Source organism: Streptomyces sp. NPDC047453, from assembly GCF_040643155.1.
Lineage (GTDB): Bacteria > Actinomycetota > Actinomycetes > Streptomycetales > Streptomycetaceae > Streptomyces.
Window position 1 is genome coordinate 18,101 of sequence record NZ_JBEYTS010000053.1, and the last position, 21,420, is coordinate 39,520.

At 67.2% G+C, this 21,420-nt stretch carries 16 protein-coding genes; 7 read left to right on the forward strand and 9 right to left on the reverse strand.

The features are described from left to right. Positions 1-28 precede the first annotated feature (28 nt). Together ABZ818_RS31405 and ABZ818_RS31410 are read left to right on the forward strand one after the other, a co-directional pair. Positions 29-4,378: an AAA family ATPase gene (locus ABZ818_RS31405; RefSeq protein WP_361422061.1), complete on the forward strand. Its 4,350-nt coding sequence runs from the start codon at positions 29-31 to the stop codon at positions 4,376-4,378. After that, on the forward strand, positions 4,375-5,478 hold the full coding sequence (locus ABZ818_RS31410) for an ATP-binding protein (RefSeq protein WP_361422064.1): 1,104 nt from the start codon (positions 4,375-4,377) through the stop codon (positions 5,476-5,478). The genes ABZ818_RS31405 and ABZ818_RS31410 overlap by 4 nt, the downstream gene beginning before the upstream one ends. Positions 5,479-5,509: 31 nt before the next feature. Here the strand turns inward: ABZ818_RS31410 and ABZ818_RS31415 are convergent, their stop codons facing one another. The 5 genes from ABZ818_RS31415 to ABZ818_RS31435 all read right to left on the reverse strand — a co-directional run bounded on the left by ABZ818_RS31415 (position 5,510) and on the right by ABZ818_RS31435 (position 8,359). Further along, positions 5,510-6,589, reverse strand: a complete 1,080-nt coding sequence (locus ABZ818_RS31415; protein WP_361422066.1) for a caspase family protein — start codon at positions 6,587-6,589, stop codon at positions 5,510-5,512. Then, positions 6,586-6,963 (reverse strand): hypothetical protein, encoded by a 378-nt coding sequence (locus ABZ818_RS31420; protein ID WP_361422069.1) that lies wholly within the window; start codon positions 6,961-6,963, stop codon positions 6,586-6,588. The genes ABZ818_RS31415 and ABZ818_RS31420 overlap by 4 nt, the downstream gene beginning before the upstream one ends. Before the next feature lie 305 nt (positions 6,964-7,268). Continuing rightward, complete coding sequence (locus ABZ818_RS31425; RefSeq protein WP_361422072.1) at positions 7,269-7,673, reverse strand: hypothetical protein; 405 nt, start codon at positions 7,671-7,673, stop codon at positions 7,269-7,271. Continuing rightward, the gene (locus tag ABZ818_RS31430) at positions 7,670-7,867 is read right to left on the reverse strand and encodes a hypothetical protein (RefSeq protein ID WP_361422123.1); all 198 of its coding nucleotides are present in this window, start codon (positions 7,865-7,867) and stop codon (positions 7,670-7,672) included. Before ABZ818_RS31430 ends, ABZ818_RS31425 begins: the two co-directional genes overlap by 4 nt. 369 nt (positions 7,868-8,236) lie before the next feature. Then, the gene (locus ABZ818_RS31435; protein WP_361422075.1) at positions 8,237-8,359 is read right to left on the reverse strand and encodes a hypothetical protein; all 123 of its coding nucleotides are present in this window, start codon (positions 8,357-8,359) and stop codon (positions 8,237-8,239) included. A gap of 28 nt (positions 8,360-8,387) precedes the next feature. Between ABZ818_RS31435 and ABZ818_RS31440 the strand changes: the two genes are divergently transcribed. Beyond that, positions 8,388-8,816: a vanadium-dependent haloperoxidase gene (locus tag ABZ818_RS31440; protein WP_361422078.1), complete on the forward strand. Its 429-nt coding sequence runs from the start codon at positions 8,388-8,390 to the stop codon at positions 8,814-8,816. 1,104 nt (positions 8,817-9,920) lie between these two features. On the opposite strand, the gene ABZ818_RS31445 is transcribed toward ABZ818_RS31440, so the two are convergent. After that, on the reverse strand, positions 9,921-10,529 hold the full coding sequence (locus ABZ818_RS31445; protein ID WP_361422081.1) for a hypothetical protein: 609 nt from the start codon (positions 10,527-10,529) through the stop codon (positions 9,921-9,923). 557 nt (positions 10,530-11,086) lie between these two features. On the opposite strand from ABZ818_RS31445, the gene ABZ818_RS31450 reads away from it, so the two are divergent. Then, positions 11,087-12,262 (forward strand): IS110 family transposase, encoded by a 1,176-nt coding sequence (locus ABZ818_RS31450; RefSeq protein WP_361422111.1) that lies wholly within the window; start codon positions 11,087-11,089, stop codon positions 12,260-12,262. A 225-nt stretch (positions 12,263-12,487) separates the two neighbouring features. Next, on the forward strand, positions 12,488-13,504 hold the full coding sequence (locus tag ABZ818_RS31455; protein ID WP_361422114.1) for an ISAs1 family transposase: 1,017 nt from the start codon (positions 12,488-12,490) through the stop codon (positions 13,502-13,504). Between the two features lie 318 nt (positions 13,505-13,822). Here the strand turns inward: ABZ818_RS31455 and ABZ818_RS31460 are convergent, their stop codons facing one another. Then, positions 13,823-14,827, reverse strand: a complete 1,005-nt coding sequence (locus ABZ818_RS31460) for a replication-relaxation family protein (RefSeq protein WP_361422084.1) — start codon at positions 14,825-14,827, stop codon at positions 13,823-13,825. Positions 14,828-15,675: 848 nt separating this feature from the next. Between ABZ818_RS31460 and ABZ818_RS31465 the strand changes: the two genes are divergently transcribed. Beyond that, positions 15,676-17,019 (forward strand): endonuclease domain-containing protein, encoded by a 1,344-nt coding sequence (locus ABZ818_RS31465; protein WP_361422087.1) that lies wholly within the window; start codon positions 15,676-15,678, stop codon positions 17,017-17,019. A gap of 509 nt (positions 17,020-17,528) precedes the next feature. Here ABZ818_RS31465 and ABZ818_RS31470 read toward each other — a convergent pair. After that, a complete protein-coding gene (locus ABZ818_RS31470) occupies positions 17,529-19,181 on the reverse strand; it encodes an amino acid permease (protein WP_361422090.1) in 1,653 nt (550 codons plus the stop codon). Between the two features lie 52 nt (positions 19,182-19,233). Beyond that, positions 19,234-19,698 carry an Lrp/AsnC family transcriptional regulator gene (locus ABZ818_RS31475; RefSeq protein WP_361422093.1) on the reverse strand — a complete coding sequence of 155 codons (465 nt, stop codon included), beginning with the start codon at positions 19,696-19,698 and terminating at the stop codon, positions 19,234-19,236. A gap of 465 nt (positions 19,699-20,163) precedes the next feature. On the opposite strand from ABZ818_RS31475, the gene ABZ818_RS31480 reads away from it, so the two are divergent. Then, positions 20,164-21,357, forward strand: coding sequence for an aromatic amino acid transaminase (locus ABZ818_RS31480; protein WP_361422096.1), 1,194 nt, complete (start codon positions 20,164-20,166; stop codon positions 21,355-21,357). The last annotated feature ends 63 nt before the right edge of the window (positions 21,358-21,420 follow it).

A 21,420-nucleotide genomic window follows, 5' to 3' on the forward strand; every position in this document is an offset into this window, starting at 1 on the left:
AGGGCGAGGCCAGTATGGGAGGGTGGGCGTGGACGCGGAATTCATCCAGTCAGTTGCCCGAGTCGGTGACCATGTCGAAATCATGCTGCTCACCGGGGACCGCTTCGAAGGTGTTCTGGAAGGTTTGACGCTTACCCGTCTGAACCTCCGCACGCCTGACGCGCGGGTCGTCGCGGTCGCGCTGCCGACGGTCGCCATGATCCAGCCGAAACGCGCTGAACATTCCGACTCGGCTGCCGACACGACGCCGGAAGTCCCTGCTCAGACACCTCCCGCCGAGATGCCTCCGACCGAGGTGTCTCCTGCCCCCGCGGCTGCGACGCAGGGGCCCGTGTCCCGGATCCCGCACCCGTCCATGCCCGCCGGCCCCCGTACGCACGACCCGGCGCGGATTGCGGAGGTGCTGGCAGCTGTCGCTCAACTGCCGCTCGTTCCAGTAGACATGGAGGTGTACGTCGTCCCAGAGGACCGCAAGGAACTGGAGAGGATCCGGAACTCATACGACAACGCACAGAAGATCGACGAACTTGATCCGCGATTCGGTCGCGCCGGGCAGCTGTACAACCGTGCCAGGAACCTGTGGAACGCCGACCGGAGCAATGCCCAGCTGACTCGTCTGGTCGGTGCATTGGCCTTGCTCAAGGGCGACGTCGAATCCGCGCATCGGTTCTTGACGCAGGCGCAGGCGGACGACGTGCCGGCGCGGAGGCTGATGGCCATCAGCGCGGCTCACATGAACGATCCGGAAACCGCCCGGTTCGCGCTGCTGCGGTACTTCCACGAGGTTGCTCCCGATGGTGACGCCGAGGCGTGGCGAGCTTTGCTCGGCCTGCTCGACGCGTACGGAGACCGAGGACAGCTGGGAGAGCTCCTGGAGTCTCCCTCCCGCGACGATGCCGCGAGGGCTACGGTGCGCGCCGCGCTCGGCGGCGCCACGCCGGTCTCGGCACCACTCCCTCCACCGACGGGCGCCGTTCCCGCCGTGGCGGCCTTGCGCGTGGTGCCGCCGGAGCCGGTGCAGCCGAGGAACAAGCCGCGAACCCTGACCGCGGCCACGCACAGCAGGCCTGATGCGGCGACCGCACGGTCCGGTTCGCAACGGCGCTGGGAAGATCCCTATCAACGCGCCAAGTATCTGGAGCACAGGGAAAAAGACCTGAAAGGTGCGAAGGTCGCCTACCGCCAAGCGATCAAGCAGAACGTCAAGCGGGAGAGCGCCGCCAAGGACCTGGCGTGGTTGACTCGACGGGTGGACGGAGCGGAAGCCGCGCTCCGCGTCATCGAGCAGGAATGCCAGGGCATGATCCAGCCCGGCCAGGCCCTCGACAACATCCTCATCGACTTCTACATCGGGGCCAAGCGCTACGCCGAGGCATTGGAGGTGTTGGACCGGCAGTTCAGGCGGACCGACCTCACCAGTAGCCGGCGCTACGTCCTCTGTCACCAGATCGCGTATGTGAAGCTCGCCGACGGCCAGGACTCCACGGCGGAGTGGCAGATGCTGCTGAAGCAGTCCCCGGACAACCAGAACGCGCAGCACGGCATGGCGCTGGCGCTCGTACAGCGCGGCACCCCGCAGGACCTGGAGGAAGCCGAGAAGCTCATCGGTCATCACACGGATGACAGATCCGCTCGGATCCGGCGTCAGATCGCGGACTTGCGGCAGAGCGGAGGCTTCGGCGCGGAGTCCGGCTGGGTGGAGCGGCTGCTGGAGGAGGTCACCGGATTCGTCGACTCGACTCCGCCGCTTGTCACCTTCGTGATGCAGAACTATTCGGAGCCCGCCGCGCGCATGAAGGAGGAGCGGGAGCGCACCCAGCAGCCGGTCACGAGGAGCGACCTGAACGTCATTGCCGAGACGGCTCGGCAGATGAGTGGCAGGCAGCCGGTGAACAGTGCCCAGGCGTACATCTCGGCCGCGGTGCTGGCGCAGGAGCTGGGTGAGGGAGTGACGCAGCGATATCTGTACCTGGGGTTGACCACGCTGGCCGGCATCGTTCTCGACCAGCAGGAGTACGAGTCGGCACAGGACCTGTACTGTGCAGCGCTGGCGGTGGCGGACGAGGGCGACGACGATGAGCTGACGCCGGACGTAAGGGCGGCGCTGCTCGGGTACCTGCGTTCGCCGAACGGTCGCCGCGCAGCACCGACCAGGCATCGAGACAGGGACGAGGCCACCTCTCTCAGGGACGAGGTGGCCCGGGCGCTCCTGGAGGGTATTCGCCAGCACGAACCCAAGGTGATCTTCTCGCTGATCCCTCCGCTGTTCGCAGACACCAGCATGGCCAGGGACCTCGTGCTGGATGCGATGTGCTCGAAGCCGGAACTGCTGGGCGCGGCGGCAAAACACCTGGGAATCGCTGACGGCTCCCATCGCTTCCGCCCGGACCAGAGGGCAGTGCGGGAGGCATGGCAGCAGGCGGGCGACAAGTGGGCGCGGGACCGTCGGCAGCTGGAGCACAGCCTTGTCGAACTGCAGCATCTGTCGATGTCGGAGAACGATCTGGACTCCGCTCTCGACCGGCTTCGGGACCAGGACACGCTGACCTCTCCTTTGCTACGCGAGGCGTTGGGCCGGATCGAGGAGGCCCTCTTCGAACTCCGCAGGTTCATCAACGAGCGTTCCTTCGAAGAGCGGGAGAACTGCCTGCGTCTTGCCGAGCAGAAGGCCCGCGCACTGAGCGCGGACATCCGACGCGGCCCGACCAGCCTGGCGGTCGGATTTGTCGAGCCGGCCGCAGTGCGCATCCGTACACTCGTGACGGACACTCAGCAGAACCTGCTCGCCACGCAGCCTCCTCAACCCGAACTCAGCCTGGCACTGGAGGAAAGCAGCGGCGGTCAGAACGGCGTTGTGACAGTACAGATCAAGGTGGCGAATTCGGTTGGCATGGCGCCACTTGAATCTCCGGAGTTGACGGTGGTTGCCGACGCCGATCTGTTCTCCGTCGAAGAGCCGAAGGTCCAGCTTCCGACAGCCGTGCGCGGAGGCGACCACCGGATCGAGCAGGTGAGGCTACGCGTTACCGAAAAGGGATTCGCTGCCGGCGCTTTCTCGCTGCCGGTGATCCTTCGGTACAGGCGCCGTTCCAGCGACGACCATGCGACGTTCGAGGCCACCTTGCCGGTTCGACTGGCACGCGAGGAGGAGTTCGAGCGGATCCCCGATCCGTTCCAGGACGGTGCCACCGGCCGTCCAGTGATCGACCCGAAGATGTTCTTCGGTCGGGACGACCTGATCGACCGTATCCGCACCCGCCTGCGGGAGGTCTCCTCGCCAGGCGTGGGAGTAGCCATATACGGCCAGAAGCGGGCTGGCAAGTCCTCCATTGCTCATCATCTGGCCCGGCGACTGAAGGACGACGGTCTGCCGGTCGTCGAGGTGGGAAACATCGGCTACCTTTCCCCGGAGACCGACGACCTGACCGGAACCCGCCTGCTGGCTCTGCTGATGTGGCGCATCCTGGAGGGAGCGCACGAGGCGTTGGCGCGGCTTGACGGATCGGCCGATGCATCGGTATGGCTGATTCCCGAGGGGCTGGGCCGCAACGAGTTCCTCACCAGCCCGGAACCGATTCACGACTGCGCCAAACTGATCGAGCAGCAGCGTGAGAGAAACCAGGGCGCGGTGCCGCCACTGATCGTCTTGATCGACGAATTCCAGTACATTGACCGGTGGATCCGGATGGGTCTGCTTTCGCCGTCCTTCATGCAGGCGTTCAAGGCGCTCATCGAGCGGCGGCTCTTCCACCTGGTGATCGTCGGTCAGGATGCGATCGACCGGCTCATCCAAGAGGATCCCAACGTTTTCGGGGTATTCCACAAGGAGCGGGTGACGTATCTTGCCGAACCTGATGCGCGCGCACTGATCGAGAATCCGATCCGAATTGGTGACGGGGAAAGAGCGACCAGTAGGTACCGTGAGCGCGCGGTCGATCAGATCATTGAGTTGACGGGAGGGAGCGCCTTCTACATCCAGCGCTTCTGCTCACATCTCGTCGAGTACATGAACTCCGAGAGGGCACCGGTAGTGACGGAGGCGGATGTCGAACGGGTCCGTGACGAGTTCCTCGGCAGGCTGACACGCGAGGACTTTGACAACCTTGAGTCGCCCGGGTACACGGACCCGGACGCCTTCACCAGCCAGCAGTACCAACCGGTCCTGCTCGCCGTGGCACGGGCGTCCCGCAATCAGGCGGCCAGGCTCCAGGCGATCCAGGCTGAGTACCGTGGAGAGCGTCTTGAGGAGCTGCTCGACGACCTCGTCCTGAGGGACGTGGTACGACGTGAGTCCGGTGCCTATCAGATCGTGGTCCGCCTCTACCAGGAATGGCTGCTCAAGTACCTCGGCGCGACCTCGAGAGCTGGTGTCCAGTGACGCCGCTCGCGGCCGGCGGGGAACACGTGCCGGTCAATCCGTATCGCCAGGTGGGGCGGGTGGCGGAGGGCGACCGCTTCATTGGTAGGAGCGGGCTGGTTCGTCTGGTGCAGAGCGCCTGGCAGGAGCCCGGCCGGCCGTCGAACATGCGGGTGCTCGGATACCACCGCACGGGCAAGACCAGCCTGGTGCGGCAGGCGCTTCATGCGTCGCCTGTACAGCGTGCCGACCTGATCAACGTGTGGCTCGACGTCGGAACGCATGATTCCGGTGCTGATCTGTTTCGGTCGATGACTCGGCAAGTAATGGAGGAGTTCCGCAGACGCGGCCGCCCGAGCGAGGAGGCTTCGCTTGGTGATCTGGGCGCGATCAACGCCGCAGTCCAGCAGGACGGGGGTTGGGGGGACCTGAGGGAGGCGGTACGGGACTTCTTCATCGCCCTGAGCCGGGCCGGCTATCACGTTCTCGCAGTGCTGGACGAGTTCGATCGAGCCGCGACAGCGTTCACGCGGCTGGCGGAGTTCCAGCTGCTGCGCATCCTGGCGAGCGATCCCATGTTCCCCCTGGGTCTGATCACCATTTCCCGGCGGGACATCGAATCCATCGAGTTCGACGCGGCGGGCGGCTCGATCCTGGGCGGTGTGGTGGCCACCCGCCGTTACGTCGGCATGCTCACCGATGACGAGGCTGATCTGATGCTCGCACGCGCTGCGACTGTGAACATCGGGCTGGCGTCGGTACGTGAAGAGGTCATCGGCTGCACAGGGCTGCACCCGTTTCTGCTTGAGCTGCTCTGCGGTCGGATCGTCGACATTCATCAGGTCACGGGGGTGCTGGACGTGAAGGCGGCGTACGAGCAGGAGGCTGCGACCTTCGAGAGGCAGTTCTCCCAACTGCGGCAGAACATCGAGGCGGACAGCGAGGGGCGTGCCACGGCATTGCTGCGGAGGCTGGCCTCCGGATCACGCTCCGAGCCTTCGTCTCTCGAGCTCAACCGGCTGAAACAGATGGGTGTGGTGTCGTCCGGACCCGACCCGACCATGCTGTTCTCGCGCGAGTTCGCACGTTACGTCCTGATGAGCGCAACGGGCGAGTCGTGATGCCGTGGAACAGCGGCGCACCTTCCCACTGCTACGGGTCTCCGGGGCCGCCCTGCCGGAGCTGCCGCAGCAGGTGCTGTGCCGCCTCGCTGCCCGCTGCCGCACGTTCCAGCTCGGCCGCGGATCGGTAGGAGCCCTCGCGTCGAAGCTCAGCGACCAGGTCCCGGGTCACGTCGGTGTCTCCGGCCTCGGCCAGGCGCAGCCGTAGCTCGTACGCCTCCTTGTAACGGCCAGAGCGCAGCAGGTCTTGGAGCAGTCGCTTGGTCCCGCCGACTGTTGAGGGCAGCCCGGTAACAGTCAGGGCGGGCTGTGCCGGTGCGGTATGAACGTCTGCTGTCTTTCTCTTGTCCCGCCAGGCGACGTTTCGAGCCAGCACGATGTCCGACCCGGAACCGGAAGTGCCGAGCTGCGGCAGGGGGCGGTTCTGCCCCCCGAGCCGGTGTTGGAGGATCTGATGGAGAGTGCCGACGTCGAACTCGCGCGGCCCTTCGGGAAGGCCCTGGTCCAGTGTCTGAGCCAGGGCTCCAGTGAACGCGGTGTAGTGTTCACCGGCCGGGGAGAGGGCCTTGGCTGTGGACGCACAGGCTGTGAGTACAGCGGTGCCGTTGACCGCTGCGACGGCCGCGAGATCGTCGGCACCCATGGCAGTGCCGCCTTTCAAAACCTTGCCGCTCCAGCAGCAGTCGAGGAGGACCGCCTTCTGCGGCACGACGGCAGCGCGCTGGAGCTCGGCCCGTACGTGCCGGTAGCGCAGGGCGAGATGGGTTCCAGCCGGCTCGCGGCTGCCTGGTAAGGCCAGGTACAGCTCCTCGTCGATGAGCGGATCGATCAGCCCGTGACCGGCGTAGTAGAAGAGCAGTGCAGCCGTCGCCTCCTGAGCGGCCGTTCGCAGGGCTGTGATCACGACGTCAGCGCTCTCGGGCTGGTGGAGCACCACACAATGCTCCTTGGCTAGACCCCAGATCCGCGGATCGCGCAGGAGGGAAGACAGACCCTGGAGGTTGTTCTCCACCGCGGGCAACTGCCTGTTCGCCGGCATCTCGGTGTACTGCGAAACGCCTACCAGTACGGCGCGTGACGCGGCGGGTTCCGGGAGCAGCGCACCAGTCACGGGGTGGCGGGGGGCGCCCCGGGGGACGTTTCTTCGGCCTGGGCCGCGTCGGTGAGCTGCTGGACGGCCTCGGCTCCGTCACCTTCGACGGCGACCACGACATTCGACCGGGCGATGCTCACACGAGGCGCTGTCCCCGTGCTCTGCTGGAGTTGGTGCCGGTAGGTCGCGATCGAGACGACGAGACTACCGAGGGCAATGACGTTGGGGACCACCAGGTTGAGGACGTCGAACCCGATCCCCATCTCGCCGCCGTCTGGATCCACGGCCGCCGGCGTTGCCCCGGCCGCGTAAGGACGCGCACCGGGGTCCTCCAGGAGCCAGCGGTAGAGATCGGTACCAGAGCCGTGATCGGTCTGGATGGTCAGTTTCATGTATCCCCCACAAGCCGTCACGTGTTCAGGGAACCTGAGCACGTCCACCCGAGAAGCCTAATGGCTCGTCACGTGATGTTGGTCAGAATGAAGAAGGATCGCGGCTGCCCGGGGCAGCGGTGACATGCCTGTTCAGAGACTTGGGCCGGGCTCCCCCGCAGGTCAGGATCGGGCCGCAGACTCGGTTCAACGTCCAATCCGTTCGGCGAAAGGCCGTCTGACCTGCGGCGGAGCTGGTTGGGCGACCTTTGCGGTCCACACTGAGTCCGCAGCGTGCTGACTTCGGTCAGCGCGCGGGGGAGCGGCTACGCCGCTTCGTCGATCTGTGGCTGGGCATCGGCGGACTGGTCCGCGTACGCCTTGTCGACGGCGGCCCGGGTCCGCTCCTCGGATGTCGACTCCGAGCACAGGTAGACACCCCGGTCCAGGAGAACCGCGTAGATCTCGGTGGGCGCCATGTCGGCGAACTCCGGGGAGTGGAGCACGTCGAGGACCCGTATCTCCTCTTCGGGCGCGAGAGCCCGGGGGTGCCGACGCCGTTCCCGCCGCGGCCGGGCCGGGGCGGGGCTCTGCCGGTGGTGGCGGTAGTAGGTGGCCCGGCTCACGCCGAGCGCGGTGCACGCCCGGACGCGTCCGGCCAGCCCGGTGAGCTCCTCGAGGGCCTGGTCGCGGGCAGCGTCGAAAACGGCCGCGAACCGGGCCTCGGTCACTTGGTGTTCTCGCCGTTCTGGTTCGGGGCGCTGTCCGTGGCGAACTGGTCAAGCAGCGCGGAGAGTTTTCCCTGCACCTCGATCACGGTGCGGGCCTTGGCGAGGTCGGCCTCCAGGCGGGCCTTCTCCGCCTTCAGCTTCGCGATCGACAAGCTCGACGCGGTGTGGCTGTGCAAGCTGGCCGAGCGGGGCATGCTCCGGCCTTCCTTCGTGCCGCCCCGACCGATTCGGGAATCCTCGCCGAGTACGAGACGCTCGACAAGAAGGGCAAGGGTGCCCTGCTGCGCAGGGAGGGGCTGTACTCGTCGTTGATTACGACGTGGCGGCAGCAGCGGGACAAGGGCGCCCTGGACGCGCTCGCCGCGCCGGCCGGACGGCCGAAGGCGGACCCGCGGCCCGCAGTTGGTCGGCGATCTCACGGGCGTCCATCACGCGGTCGGCACGTGCTTCGTGCCCCACCACGAGGGCCTCGTCGTAGCTGGATTCCAGCCTGCGGACTGCCGCCTCCTCTTCTTCGAGTCGACGCTTGACCAGGGACGGGCATGGACCTCGCGCACGTCACCTCACTCGACGGCCCCGGCCACCTCGCTCCCGCACGCCCGCTCCAGGGCATCGGCGGCCGCACGCACATGGGCGGCGGCGCCCGTCTGGAACGTCTGGAACCAGATCGCCCAGAACCTTGTCACCTCCCAGAACGCGAGCCTGGAGAAGGCGGTGAAGGTCTTCGCCCGGCTCGACCTGTCCCTCGCCGACACTGCGATCGCGATGTACGACGCCAAGTACGCCAACCACGTATGGCGGCCCGTGACCGCCATCCGGCTCGGAGATACGCACTACAACCCGCGCATCGTCGGCGATCTCAACTGGACCCCCCTGCTGACGACCGCCCCGGATCCGTCCTATCCCAGCGCTCACGGCGCCCTCAGCCAGGCGGCGGCAACGACGCTCGCCGGGTTCTACGGTGCGCGGCATCATCTCGCGGTGACGTCGAAAGGCATCCCCCGAACCTTTGCCGGCTTCCAGGACGCCGCCACCGAAGCATGGCTCAGCCGGATCTGGTCCGGCCAGCACACATCCCTCGACAACCGCGCGGGCCAGCAACTCGGCACGCACGTGGCCGACTTCGTGGCAGGTCATCTCTGACTGTTTGCACCGGGCGGCATTCATGCGCAACATGGCGTCGTGTCAGCCCTGGCCCTTTCGAGGCCTGGTTATGACCGATGGCGTGCCCACTACCCCCGACCTGGGCCCTTCACGGGCCCGGAAATGAGGGAGGACGGTATGGAGATATCGGAACTCCGTCGCGCAGTTGAGGCAGGACGGGCGAGTCGGCGCTGACCGCTGCGCGCATGGCCGAGCCCTATCCAGAGCTACTGGCGGCGAGCTCCCACCTGCTTGCTATCGGGCGCCGACCAAGTGACCTACCGCGCGAGCCCTTCTCCTCCAACTGCTGAAGCTGGCAGTGCAATGCTCGCATTCGTGCCCGTCGAAAACGTGCAGTAGCGATGGCCGGTTCCGCGTGGCTGTGTGGCTTTGCGGGGGAAGGGGTGGCTGGCCAGGGCTTCGGCGTAGTCGGCGGGCGTCCGTTTCGTGACCACTTGCGGTGAAGGGAGCGCGAGCGGACGGTTCCTGTCTCATGTCCATGGCGCCTCGGTGGCCTGCGTCTCCGCGCACCGTCGGGCGGAGCCTGCCGACGGTGCCGGGGGATGATCCCCTGCGTGGCTGAAGAGACAGGTGCAGATGCGGACGACGCTCGTGCATGGGATGAGCGGCTGGGCTGGGCGTTCGGGCTGATAGCAGATGATCCGGCTGCGAGGAGTGCGGCACGCGCTGGCCGTCGTCCTCGATCTGACCGCGTGCGCGGTGGCGGACCGACAGCGCACCCCGCGCTATGGCGACATGGCGCAACCTCGCGGTCGGCGCCCTGCGACTGAACGGCGCGAAGAATATCGCCTCCGGCCGTCGCCGCAATGCGCGTGACGCCCGCCGACCCCTCACGCTCCTCGGCCTCGCCTGAGCACGAAGTGGACGTCACTCGACTACGCCGAAGCCCTGAGGGCTGTCGCAGAATAACTTCAGGCTTTGATCTTGGTCAGGCGGGCTGTCTCGCGAGGTCATCGAGTGGAACGGCGCTTTGGCGTTCGTGAGTTATTTTCCGACGGCTCCCTGGGCTGCTCAGGGGTCAACCGGGTCCGGTGCATGCGTTCTCGGCGTTCTCTCAGGCCGAGACCGAGAGGTAACGCTGCCTCAGATTTTCGGGGTGTCGTCAACAATCGGCCTGTGTATCTCAACGACCGGCTTCCACCCCGCGGAGAACTCGATGAAGTCCGCACGGGTGGGGTAGGTGTCGATCGCGCGACGGTCACGCTTGGGGCTGTCGCTTCCCTTGCGCCCCCGGGGAATCTGCTCCTCGAAGATGTCGACCTTCACGTCGGGAACCTCCTTGAGGCCCTGGCGCCAGATCTGCACAATGTCGGCGCCGAACGCCTGCCGGGCCGCAGCGTAAAGGGCCGTGAGGGCCCCCTTGTCCCCACCAGGGACGAAAAGTGCCAGGTCCAGCACGACACCGGCGGACTGGAGGACCTCGATGGTCACCGAGCCGTTCTCGTCGGCCAAGTAGATTCCGGCTTCATTCTCGTCGTCGGGAAGGCAGGAGACCTCTTCCTGGAATACGGTTCTCGCCGTGATCGAGCCGCCCTCGAAATCCTCACCGGACTTGGTCAGAAAAGCAGGGACATAGCAGTCGGGAAGCTTGAGTTTTGCCGTGTCGGCGGAAACGAAGAGCCTGTCCTTCACGCCGAGCTTCGTCACCTCTTCCAGCGAGAGGCGGCGAGCGGCGATCTTCTCCGTGTTCACGATTTCCCTTTCAGGTTGCACTGTCCCTCCGAACAAGGACGCTACCACGAAACCCTGAGGTCAACTGCCCAGTAATCTTTGGGTAGATGGCCTCGATGACCTGCACGGGAGGATACCGAAGCGAGTGCCAGTCGGTCGGGAACACGCATCCGCCAGGTAGTGTCCCTCGTCCTGGTGTTGGGCATCAACTGGCGGTTGCAATTCGGTGCGTTGGGTAGCGCGGAGGAACCAAAAGGGAGTTTACGGTAGATATCACCCATATCCCCTTCGGGGAGGGGGCGGCGAGGTGAGGCGATCCATTCGTCGTGCTCTACCTTCCTCTCTGGGATCGCCCCAGCCATTCGTAGGGTTGCGGCACCCAGGGAATCGGGTGTGGTTTTCGTCGTGCTGCCGACCGTGGCTCGAGATGCTTGGCCACCCGACTCCCCACGACGACTCGGCCGCCGATTGGGAAGTGCGAGAAGGTCGCTGCGTAGAGCAATGCCGGCGAGGTCGTCTGCGGTAAGGACAGCACGAGTCTGCACGTCAGGAGCACGATGAGCCGCATATAGGCAGGGATCGACAGCGGCAAGGGCCACCACCACGGCCTGGCCCTGGACGCCGAGGGCAACACCCAGTTGTCGCGCCGTGTCGCGAACGATGAACCCGAGCTGCTGAAGCCGATCGGTGACGTCTTGGACGTGGCCGAGGGAGACGAGGTGACCTGGGCGATCGACATGACTGGCGGCGAGCCGGCGCTCCTGCTCGCCCTGCTCCTCGCGCACAGCCAGAAGGTCCTCTACATACCCGGTCGCCTGGTCAACCGCGCCTCTGACGGCTACCGCGGCGAGGGCAGGACCGACGCCCGCGACGCCTACGTCATCGCCGACCAGGCCCGCATGCGGCGCGACCTGCGCCCGATCAACCTCGGCGACGAGGCCGCGATCGAACTCAAGCTGCTGACCGGCCGCCGGGCAGACCTGGTCGAGGACCGCACCCGTACTGTGAATCGGCTGCGCGGCTCCCTGCTGAGTCTCTTCCCCGCACTCGAGCGGGACTTGGACATCACCTATGTCGGTCCCCTCAAGCTACTGACCGGGTACCAGACCCCGGCGGCGATCCGCCGGACCGGAGTCGCGCGGCTGGGGAAATGGCTGGCCAACCGCAAGGTCAAGAACTCAAGGTTGCTCGCCGAGCGGGCCGTTGAGGCCGCTGAGCGCCAGCAGACATCCGTGCCCGCAGAGCAGACCATCGCCCAACTGGTCAGCACCTTGGCCGAGGAGGTAATTGCCCTCAACGAGCGGATAGGCGAGATCGACGGGCTCATCGAGGAACGGTTCCGAGGCCACGAACTGGCCGACATTGTCCAGAGCCTCCCCGGGATCGGGACCGTGCTCGGGGCGGAATTCCTGGCCGCTGTCGGCGGCAGCCTGGACGACTTCGCCTCCCCGGACGCGCTGGCAGCCTTCGCCGGGGTCGCTCCCGCGCCGCGCGACTCCGGCAAGGTCAGCGGCAACCTGCACCGCCCCAGCCAGTACCACCGCCGACTCCAACGGGTCTTCTATACCTCCGCGTTGGTCAGCATCCGCTGCGACCCGAACTCCCGGCAGTTCTATGACCGCAAGCGCGCGGAGGGCAAGCGCCACGTCCAGGCCGTGCTCGCCCTGGCCCGGCGGCGCGTGAACGTCTTGTGGGCCTTGATCCGTGATCGGCGGTGCTACGAGGTCGCACCGCCCGCATTCGCCCCGGCTTGACATCCGCATTGGGAAGCATCTCGAAGAGCGCAGCGGAAACAAACCGGATGGTCCGACAACGCAACAACGCAGACCCCCACCGGCAACATCTGGCTGGATGGAGCGCGAACCGGAAGTCGCGTACTACCGCGCCCTCTTCGGTCAGGACTTCGGCGTCGTCGGCTGACGCCCGTTGCTGACGTCTCGTCATGTTGGGCGGGGTACTCGTGACTGACGCTCCTGGCACTGACGGCCTGCGCGGTCCTCGCCGGAGCGCGATCCCTGCTCGCGGTGAGTGAATGGGTGGCCGACGCACCGCCGGCCCTGCTCGAACGGCTCGGTACGGCCGTCGACCCGCTGGTCCCGAAACGGTCCTGGCCCGCGGAATCCACGATTCGGCGCCTGCTCGCCAGAATCGACGCGGACGCTCTGGACCGGGCGGTCGGAGCCTGGCTCGCGGACCGGCAGACCAGGGGACAAGGGCTGCGAGGGCTCGCGGTCGACGGGAAGTCGCTGCGGGGTGCGGCCCGCGCGAAGGGACGGAAGATCCACCTCCTGGCCGCCTGCGACCACGTGAACGCACTGGTCCTGGCCCAGATGGACGTCGGTGAGAAGACCAACGAGATCACCCGCTTCCGGCCTCTGCTCGACACCCTCGAGGATCTGGCCGGCGCAGTCGTCACCAGCGACGCGATGCACACCCAGCATGACCACGCCGTCTACCTGCTCGACCGGCAGGCCCACTACATCGTGATCGCCAAGCGCAACACGAAGAAGCTCCGTCGGCAGCTCAAGTCCCTTCCCTGGACGCAGATCCCACTGCAGGACAGGACCCGTGCGACCGGTCACGGCCGCCAGGAGATCCGCCGGCTGAAGGTGTCCACGGTCAACAACCTGCTCTTCCCCGGCGCCCGCCAGGCCGTCCAGATCGCCCGCCGCCGCGTCCGCCGCAAGACCGGGAAGATCAGCCTCAAGACCGTCTACGCGGTCACCAGCCTCACCGCCGAGCAGGCCGGCCCGGCTCAGCTCGCCCGACTGGTCCGAGGGCACTGGACCGTCGAGGTCCTGCACCACGTCAGGGACGTCACCTTCACCGAGGACGCCTCCCAGCTGCGGACCGGAAACACCCCCAGAGCGATGGCCACCTGCAGAAACCTCGCGATCGGAGCTCTCCGCCTGACCGGCGCCCGCAACATCGCCTCCGGCCTCCGACGGGCAGCCCGAGACCAAACCCGGCCCCTTGCCCTTCTCGGCCTCACATGATCAAAACGGACGACACGAAACTACGCCGAAGCCCTGGGTGGCTGGCCTCTCCGTACCGGCCACCGTGCGGCGTCTGGTCCGCCGGGAGTTCGTCGTCTTCTTTAACCAGAGGCCGCGGGTCTACGGTATCCCGTCTGCGGCGCGGTTCGTCGCGCTGCAGTCAGGACGCATGCGAGCGGCGGGCGGCCAGTTCCTCGAGGCGGGAGCGTTTCCAGCGCTGCTGACGGGGTCGGCCGGCGCTGCCGCGCTGGTACTCGTATCCGTCGGGCTGCTCGAGGTCGGGCAGGAGCCTGGGTCACTGACCGGCACCACGCGGGCTCAACTGGGTGCGCAACGCTGTGACCAGCTGTGGTCGGCCCTGTGGTCGGGGCAGGGCGCAGCGGCTGCACCAGGGCGGGCAGGGGCTACGCGGGGCGTCTCCAGGTCCGGGGAGTGGCTCCAGCTCACGGTGCTGCCGGGGTCCTGGATGGGGCGCCACACGGGCTCCGCAGGGCCGCCCTGCAGCACGTCGGCCAGCGGCGCCACCAGCACAGGGACCTCGCGCATGAAGCCGGCGAGCGCTGGGTCCGCGGCGGCCGCGCGCAGAGCCCTGATACGGGTTTTGATTCCGGTGGGGCCGGTGCCGTCCAGGACGAACAGCAGCCGCGGGAAGAGCGGGTAGTGCCGCCTCCATTCCTCCTGCCAGGGTTCCTGGAAGACCTGCCGCTGCCGCCTGCCGGGCGCAGGCGCGGGCACGTAGTGGTAGAGGCGGGCATAAGAGTTGAGTTTGGCAGCCATTCGTTCGGGGCCCATGGTGGCCCGGTCGACCTCGACGAAGGCCCGCAGCATCGCCCCGCCGTCGCCGTCCTCATGGCCGCACCGGTAGAACAGCACAGCATCCGGGATGACGGCTTCACCGCTTCCAATGGGGTGGTAGACCTCGGGGATCCAGTCCAGCGGCCGGCACAACTCTCCGCGCCGCCGCGCGTCCTTCAGGAAGGCCAGCGCCGTCTCGGTCACCGTCAGCGCGTGCCCGACCCGCAACCTTACGGCGGTCCGGTCCGACACCGTTTTCGACGGCCGTCGGCCCCGCAACTCCGGCCACTCGCAGGCGATCTGCACGCCGCACTGGGTGGGGAACCACGCCCTTGTCCGTCCGGCCTGCGGCAGGGTGATGCGGTCGATGAGCCCCTCCGCACGCAGCTTGGCCAGCCGGCGCCGGGTCTGCTCGATCCGCACCCCAGGGCTGAGGATCAGGTGCATCTGCTCGGTCGTCGCCATCCGGTACTGCGCCAGCACCGCCAACGCCATCCGGTCGCCACCGCCCGCGTCCACGTCCATCATCGCCCGTCCCGCTCTCTCTGTACGGTGCGGCACTGTCCTGCACGGCGCCGTGTGTACGAGCCAGATCAGCCGATGCCCCCAACCACACCACCGACCAGGACAACCCGACCACGGTCACGATGCGACAACACCGCCCCCAACCAGGCCGACATCCCTGCCGATAACCCCTCCGACAACTACCCGCACGCGAACGCGGCCTGGGTGGCGTATCCGCAGGTCACCACGCCTGTCCAGCCGTGGTCGGAAGCCCGACATCCCCCTATGCACCTCTCGCAGCCGACCCCAGAACAGAAAAAAGGAAGTGGGCGGGCTGTGGCTGGCGGTCGGCGCGGCGGGGGATCGGGCACCCTCGATGTCTCGTTGCGCGTCGGCGGGGCCTCCGCGCTCCGTGCCGGGCGAGCCCGGCACGCCAGAGGAACAGGCGGGCGGGCAGGGCGGCGCAGCGGCAGCACAAGCACGGCAGCAGCGGCAGCAGACCTGTCACAATGCCGCGCTGGAAGACTCCTCACCCTGCTCGGCTTCGTACCGCCCGCGGGCCTCGTTCACGGCACGTTGCCAGCTGCGGGGGACACCGTGATGTTCGCGGGCCAGCTGCCACCTACAGGGATAGCAGGCGTCCGCGCCACGATGCCAGAATGATCTGTGGAATTTCGCATACTCGGACCGCTTGAGCTGGGCCACGACGGGCACGTCAAGGTCCCCCGTGCCGCCAAGGATCGGGCGCTACTTGCCGAATTACTGGTGCATGCCGGGGGCCCATCCCCTCCAACCCCGCGCCGATGGCGGCCGCCCGGCTGACCGAGGCGCTTGGAACCGGTTGCCGCGTTGCGGGCCGTTAGCCTGTCGGTATGTCAGAGCGTGTCATGCCCGGTCGCACGGACGGCCTGATCACCCTGGGTGCCGCAGACGTTCTGTGGGTCGATTTGACGGCCGACAGTGTTGTGCCGACGGCTTCTGGGGCATTCACCTGCTCTCCTGCCTATGCCGGGGTGGGGTACGTCCTGCTCGGCGGTCGTGCGGTGGCGACAGTGAAGGCAAGCGGCGGTCAGTGGAGCGTTCCGGAGGTTGAGGTACGCCGGGCGGCAGCGGAACTGAACGCGGTTGGGATGGATCGGCAAGACCTGGTCCGCGTCGGTCCGTTTCGTGCGGCGCCGATGCAGGAGTGCAACGAGGGAACGCCGCTGCGTTGGCGCCATCGCATCACGAAGGAACTGCAAGAGCTGGGCGCCCCCGAGCGGGCAGCACGACGTGAAGGCGGCCAGCCGTTCCATCTGGCGGGGATCGACTGGCGACAGATACTCGTGGCGCAAACCCGTGACCGGACGGCGCGGACATGGTGGCTGCCGCGCGCTGTCGTCAGGCTGCTGGACGCGGCCGAGCACGCCGAAACGCAGTGGCTGCAAGCCGCGCGGACCCGCCAGGCAAGCGCAGCCGTCACCGAGCCGCCCTCCTACCGGAGGCAGGCCCACACCGCTGACGGCCAGCAGGCGACGAGCCCCGAGGGCCCCACCGCCCCACTGCGCCCGTACAACGGAGAGCTGGAAGGCCAGCTGTACTCGGTGCTCAGCAGGAAGCCCGATGTCTCCCGCAGGGTGGCCCGATGGGCGTGCGCCGTCTGCCGCACTGCGCCCGCCGCAGTCCTCGACCACTGCCACGAACACGGCTACGTCCGTGCCCCCGTATGCCAGTCCTGCAACACACAGGAACGCCCCGACCACCTGTACAGCAATGACATCCGCGTGGCGAACCGCTACACACGCCTCTTCCACACCGACACCGACCACTGGCTTCGCCACTGGCACCGCTGCCCCGGCTGCCGCGCACGCACCACCCTGCCCCTGCCACACCTCGCCGCATGGACCGCCCACATAGCCTGCCGATCGCTGCGCCCGACCCACCGCGCCCCCCGTGGGCGCAAGCCCTGCGGTGTCCTGCGCGTGTCCTGGACGGGCAGTCAGAAGGCGCCCCGTTCCTGCATGCTCACCGTCGCAGTCGATGTCTGTCCCTCAGGCGAGCACCGTGTCCTGGCGCGAGTCCCCTACCGCGAAGCCGCCGAGCGGTTTCGCGTCTGGTTGGCCGAGACCGCCCCTGCCGTGGCCGCCGCGGCCGGTCCTGACCGCTTGGACGGCCTCCCTGCCCAGTCCCGGCCAGTCATCGCGGACACCAGCGGCGAGGGCCTAGCACTGTTCTGAGCGAGCACCGGGAGACCTGACACCCCAACGTCACCTCACAGTTGTCGTAGAAGTGTCCCGTGCCGAAACGCAGGCTTGGGATGCGGGAGTTGACGTGATGCGGCAGTTCATCGCCGCTCAGGCTGAGCTGACCGCGTGCCAGGGGCGTAGTACCCGTGCGCGACCTCGATCAACTGGAACCATCTGGTTCCTGCTGCGGCAAGGCCTCACACGCCCGGCAGCGAGATCGGGCGCCGTGGCTGTGCGGGTCAGCCGTGCCTGGAGACGCCAGTCGGGGTTCTGCGGAGCAGTAGGCCGTGTACACGAGCCGGAGCAGGTGCTTTCTGGACAGGGCTCGGCGATGGGAACGAGGCCGGCTACTGGCGGGCTGCCGCGTTTCGCGGCCACTCACGCACCGTTTCGGCTGCCGACGGCAGGGCCGCCGTCTGCGCACCCCTCATGGAGGAGGCCTACCGCCAGCATCACGCCGCTGCACCGAGGACTTCAGGTTGAAGGCCGTTAGTCCCGCACTACCGGTCGTTTCCCGGGGCTTGGACGCCCTGCTGGAACCCACGTGCTCCGCCACTGCCGCTACGGGTTGCGGCGATCTGGTTGATCCGGTTGCGCGCTGCGAACCAGCCGATCACCAGCGCGGGGACGACCACGGTCACGACGGTCCCGACGGTGAACGTGCCCGTCGGATAGTCCGTGGCGATCAGTACAAGTATCGTCGCCAAGAAGGCCAGGGTGATCCACGAGGTGACGGGGGAACCGGGCATCCGGAAGGACGGCCTGGTGACCCGCCCCTGCACGGCCCATGAGCGCAGGCGCAGCTGGCAGAGGATGATGAACGTCCAGCTGCACAGAATGCAGACCGCTGCGACATTGAGCACGATGTTGAAGGCGTCATCCGGGACGACCAGGTTCAAGATGATGCCCACGGATGCGACCCCCGCCGTGAGGAAGATGCCGCCGGAGGGGACGCCGTTGCGGTTCAGGCGGTGGGTGAACCGTGGGGCCGCGCCTGACGACGCCATCGAGCGGAGGGTGCGTCCGGTCGAGTAGAGGCCGGCGTTGAGGCTGGAGAGGGCAGCGGTGAGGACGACGAAGTTCATGATCGATCCTGCGATCTCACCGAACGATCCGTCGCCGATGCTGGCGAAGAACGTGACGAACGGGCTCTCTCCGCCCTTGTACTTGGCGTATGGCAGGAGGAGAGCAAGGAGCAGGACGGATCCGACGTAGAACACGGCGATGCGGAGGATGACGGTGTTGATCGCGCGCGGGATGACGCGCTTGGCGTCCGCGGTCTCGCCGGCGGCCGTGCCGACCATCTCGATCCCCGCGTAGGCAAAGATGACACCCTGCACGACGAGCGCGCTCGCGATGACGCCGGTCGGGAACAGTCCGCCGTTGTCGGCCCAGAGATTGATGCCGGGCGTCACGGTCGCGGTTCCTGGGTGCAGGGGGAACTGGAAGGCGAGGAAGACGGCTCCGATGACCAGGAACAGCGCGAGCGCCGACACCTTGACCAGCGCGAACCAGAACTCCATCTCGCCGAAAATCCGCACGGACAGCAGGTTCATGGCCAGCACGACGACCAGCGCGATGAGGGCAAGGGTCCATTGCGGAACGCTGGTGAACGCCGACCAGAAGTGCACATACAGCGCGGCCGCGGTGACGTCGGCGACCGCCCCCGTCGCCCATTGCAGGAAGTACATCCAGCCGGCGATGAACGCGGCCTTCTCGCCGAAGAACTCTCTCGCGTACGAAATGAAGGACCCCGACGACGTACGGTGCATCACGAGTTCGCCCAGAGCCCGCAGGATCAGGTAGGCGAACACGCCGCACACGGCATAGACCAGGACCAGCGCCGGCCCCGCTGAGGCGAGCCGGCCGCCCGCGCCCATGAACAGGCCGGTTCCGATGGCGCCCCCGATGGCGATCATCTGCACCTGGCGAGCGCGCAGGCCGTGGCGGTAGCCCTCCTCCTCACGGGAGAAATCTGCGGCAGGAACAGATGGGAACTGTTGTTCGAATTCTTCGGTCTGCGCCATGAACGCTCCTCGGATTGGGACTTCCCATCCGTGCGCACGGGCAACGTCTGGGTGTAGTCGGCAGACACCGTCGACGGTGAGGCCCGATAACCGGCCACCGGCGACGCTGGCCGCCGAAGCTAGCACCCGGCCTCCGAGTCACATCAAGGGCGAAACCCGCGTTCGCAAGAACATTGCGTCAGGCGATCGGGAGGGGGGTCGTCGGTTTCGTGACCGCGAAGGCGAACGTCGTCTGCACCGACGCAAGCGACGGGATGCGGCGCAACTGACTCCGCACCAGCTGCTCGTAGGTGGCGAACGACTCGGTCACGACCTTGAGGAGATAGTCCTGGTCGCCCGCGAGGAGGTGAGCCTCGACGATCTGCGGGATGGACCGGATGTGCTCCTCGACGGCATCCACGACCTCGGGTCGGTGCTGTTCGAGAGTGATCCGGACGAACGCGGTGATCGGGAGGCCCAGGGCCGTCTGATCGACGATGGCGGTGTAGCTCGACACGACGCCGCTCTCTTCCAGACGGCGTACGCGACGCAGGCACGGTGACGGAGACAGGCCGACGCGGTCAGCGAGTTCCTGGTTGGTGATCCGCGAGTTGTGCTGCAGCTCACGGAGGATGTGGCGGTCGATCTCATCGATGGTGATCATTTAGCAGATTCTGCCAAAACGAGTGCCGCTCAGGGAAGAGATACGCAATCGCCTGCCAGTCGACTTCTCGTATTCTTCTCGCAGGTCGCTCGAGGGATGTGCCGTACCCGCTCGGACAGGAGGTTCCCCGGAAGCTCGCCGCGTAGCCCCAGCGCCTTGCGGGCGACGCATCGCCCAGGACGTGGCCGCCCTCCAGAGGCTCACTCCTGCAGGTCCGCGGGATCGAAACCGGTCAACCCCAGGCACTACTGCCCTGCGGCCGTCCGCAGACCGAAGGACGCCGAAGCCGCACAACGACGTGCTCCTCGTCGCCGTGAACGGCGCAGTCGCCCGAACCCGGCTTGCCGGGTTTCCGATGCGTCCGTCGCTTCCCGCGCCCTGCGGGATCAGCACCCCTCGCACCTGCCGCCGGGAGGCGGCTCCATCGTCAACAGTTCACACCGGGAGACGCAGATGCTGCTCACCATGCCGTCACTTCAGCTAGATCCGCTGTGGCGCCTCAGCGCCGAATATGCGGCGGACACCCGGGCCGAACGCCTGAATCTCGTCATCGGCGTCTACCGCGACGAGTCCGGCGGCTCCCCGGTCATGCCGTCGGTGCTCGAAGCGGAGGCCAGGCTCGTCGAGCGGGCTCCGACCAAGGAGTACCTCGGCCTCTCCGGAAACCTCGACTTCAACGCGGCGATGACCCGGCTCATCCTGGGCGAGGACGCACTCGTGTCCCGCGCGACCACCATCCAGACCGTCGCCGGCACCGGCGCCCTCCGGCTGCTTGCCGAACTCCTCGCCACCACGGGCCCCGATCGGACCGTCTACCTCGGCACGCCCGCCTACGTGAATCACCCGGCGATCCTCGAAGCGGCGAACCTGAACGTCGTCGAGTACCCCGTCTCCCTCGATGGGGCGCTGAACGCGGAGGCCGCCCTGCGCGTCGCGAAGTCCGCGCGCGCCGGCGATGTGATTCTCCTGCAGGGCTGCTGCCACAACCCGACGGGGCTGAGCATGCCGGGGTGGCTGTGGGGCGAGTTGGCGGCCGTCATGGCCGAGCGTGGTGTCATACCGTTCGTCGACCAGGCCTACTTCGGCTTGGGGGACGGGCTCGACGAGGACCTCGAGGGCATGCGACGGATGCTGCGCACCGTGCCCGAGGCGGTCATCGCGGTGAGCGGGTCGAAGGCGTGGGGCCTCTACAGCGAGCGAACCGGCTGCGCGATCGTGCTGACGGCTGACCGGGAGCGGGGCGACTACGCGCGCGGAGTGCTCGAGGTCATCGCCCGCGCGGACTACTCCCAGCCTCCCGCGCACGGGGCGCTCGTGGTGGCCGAGATCCTCGGCGATCCCGCGCTCCGGGCTCAGTGGCGCGCGGAACTGGACGACATGCGCCGACGCCTGACGGAGCTGCGCAACGGACTGGTGGACGAGCTGATCCGCACACCGAACGGGGAGACCTTCGCCCCCCTGCGGGATCAGCGTGGCATGTTCCTGCGGCTCCCCCTCGGGGCCGAACAGATGGATCACCTCCGCGAGAAGCACGCCGTGTACGGCATCCCGTCCGGGCGTATCAGCCTCGCCGGGGTCCCCGCCGCTCGTATCCCCGATCTCGCCGTGTCGATCGCGGCCGCCGCGGGAGCTCCGATGGGCGTGCGCGTCTCACTCTGAAGGCCTGAGGCGAGGCAGATTTAGCAGATCCTGCCTATAGCCGTGCCTTGCAAGCAAGTAATA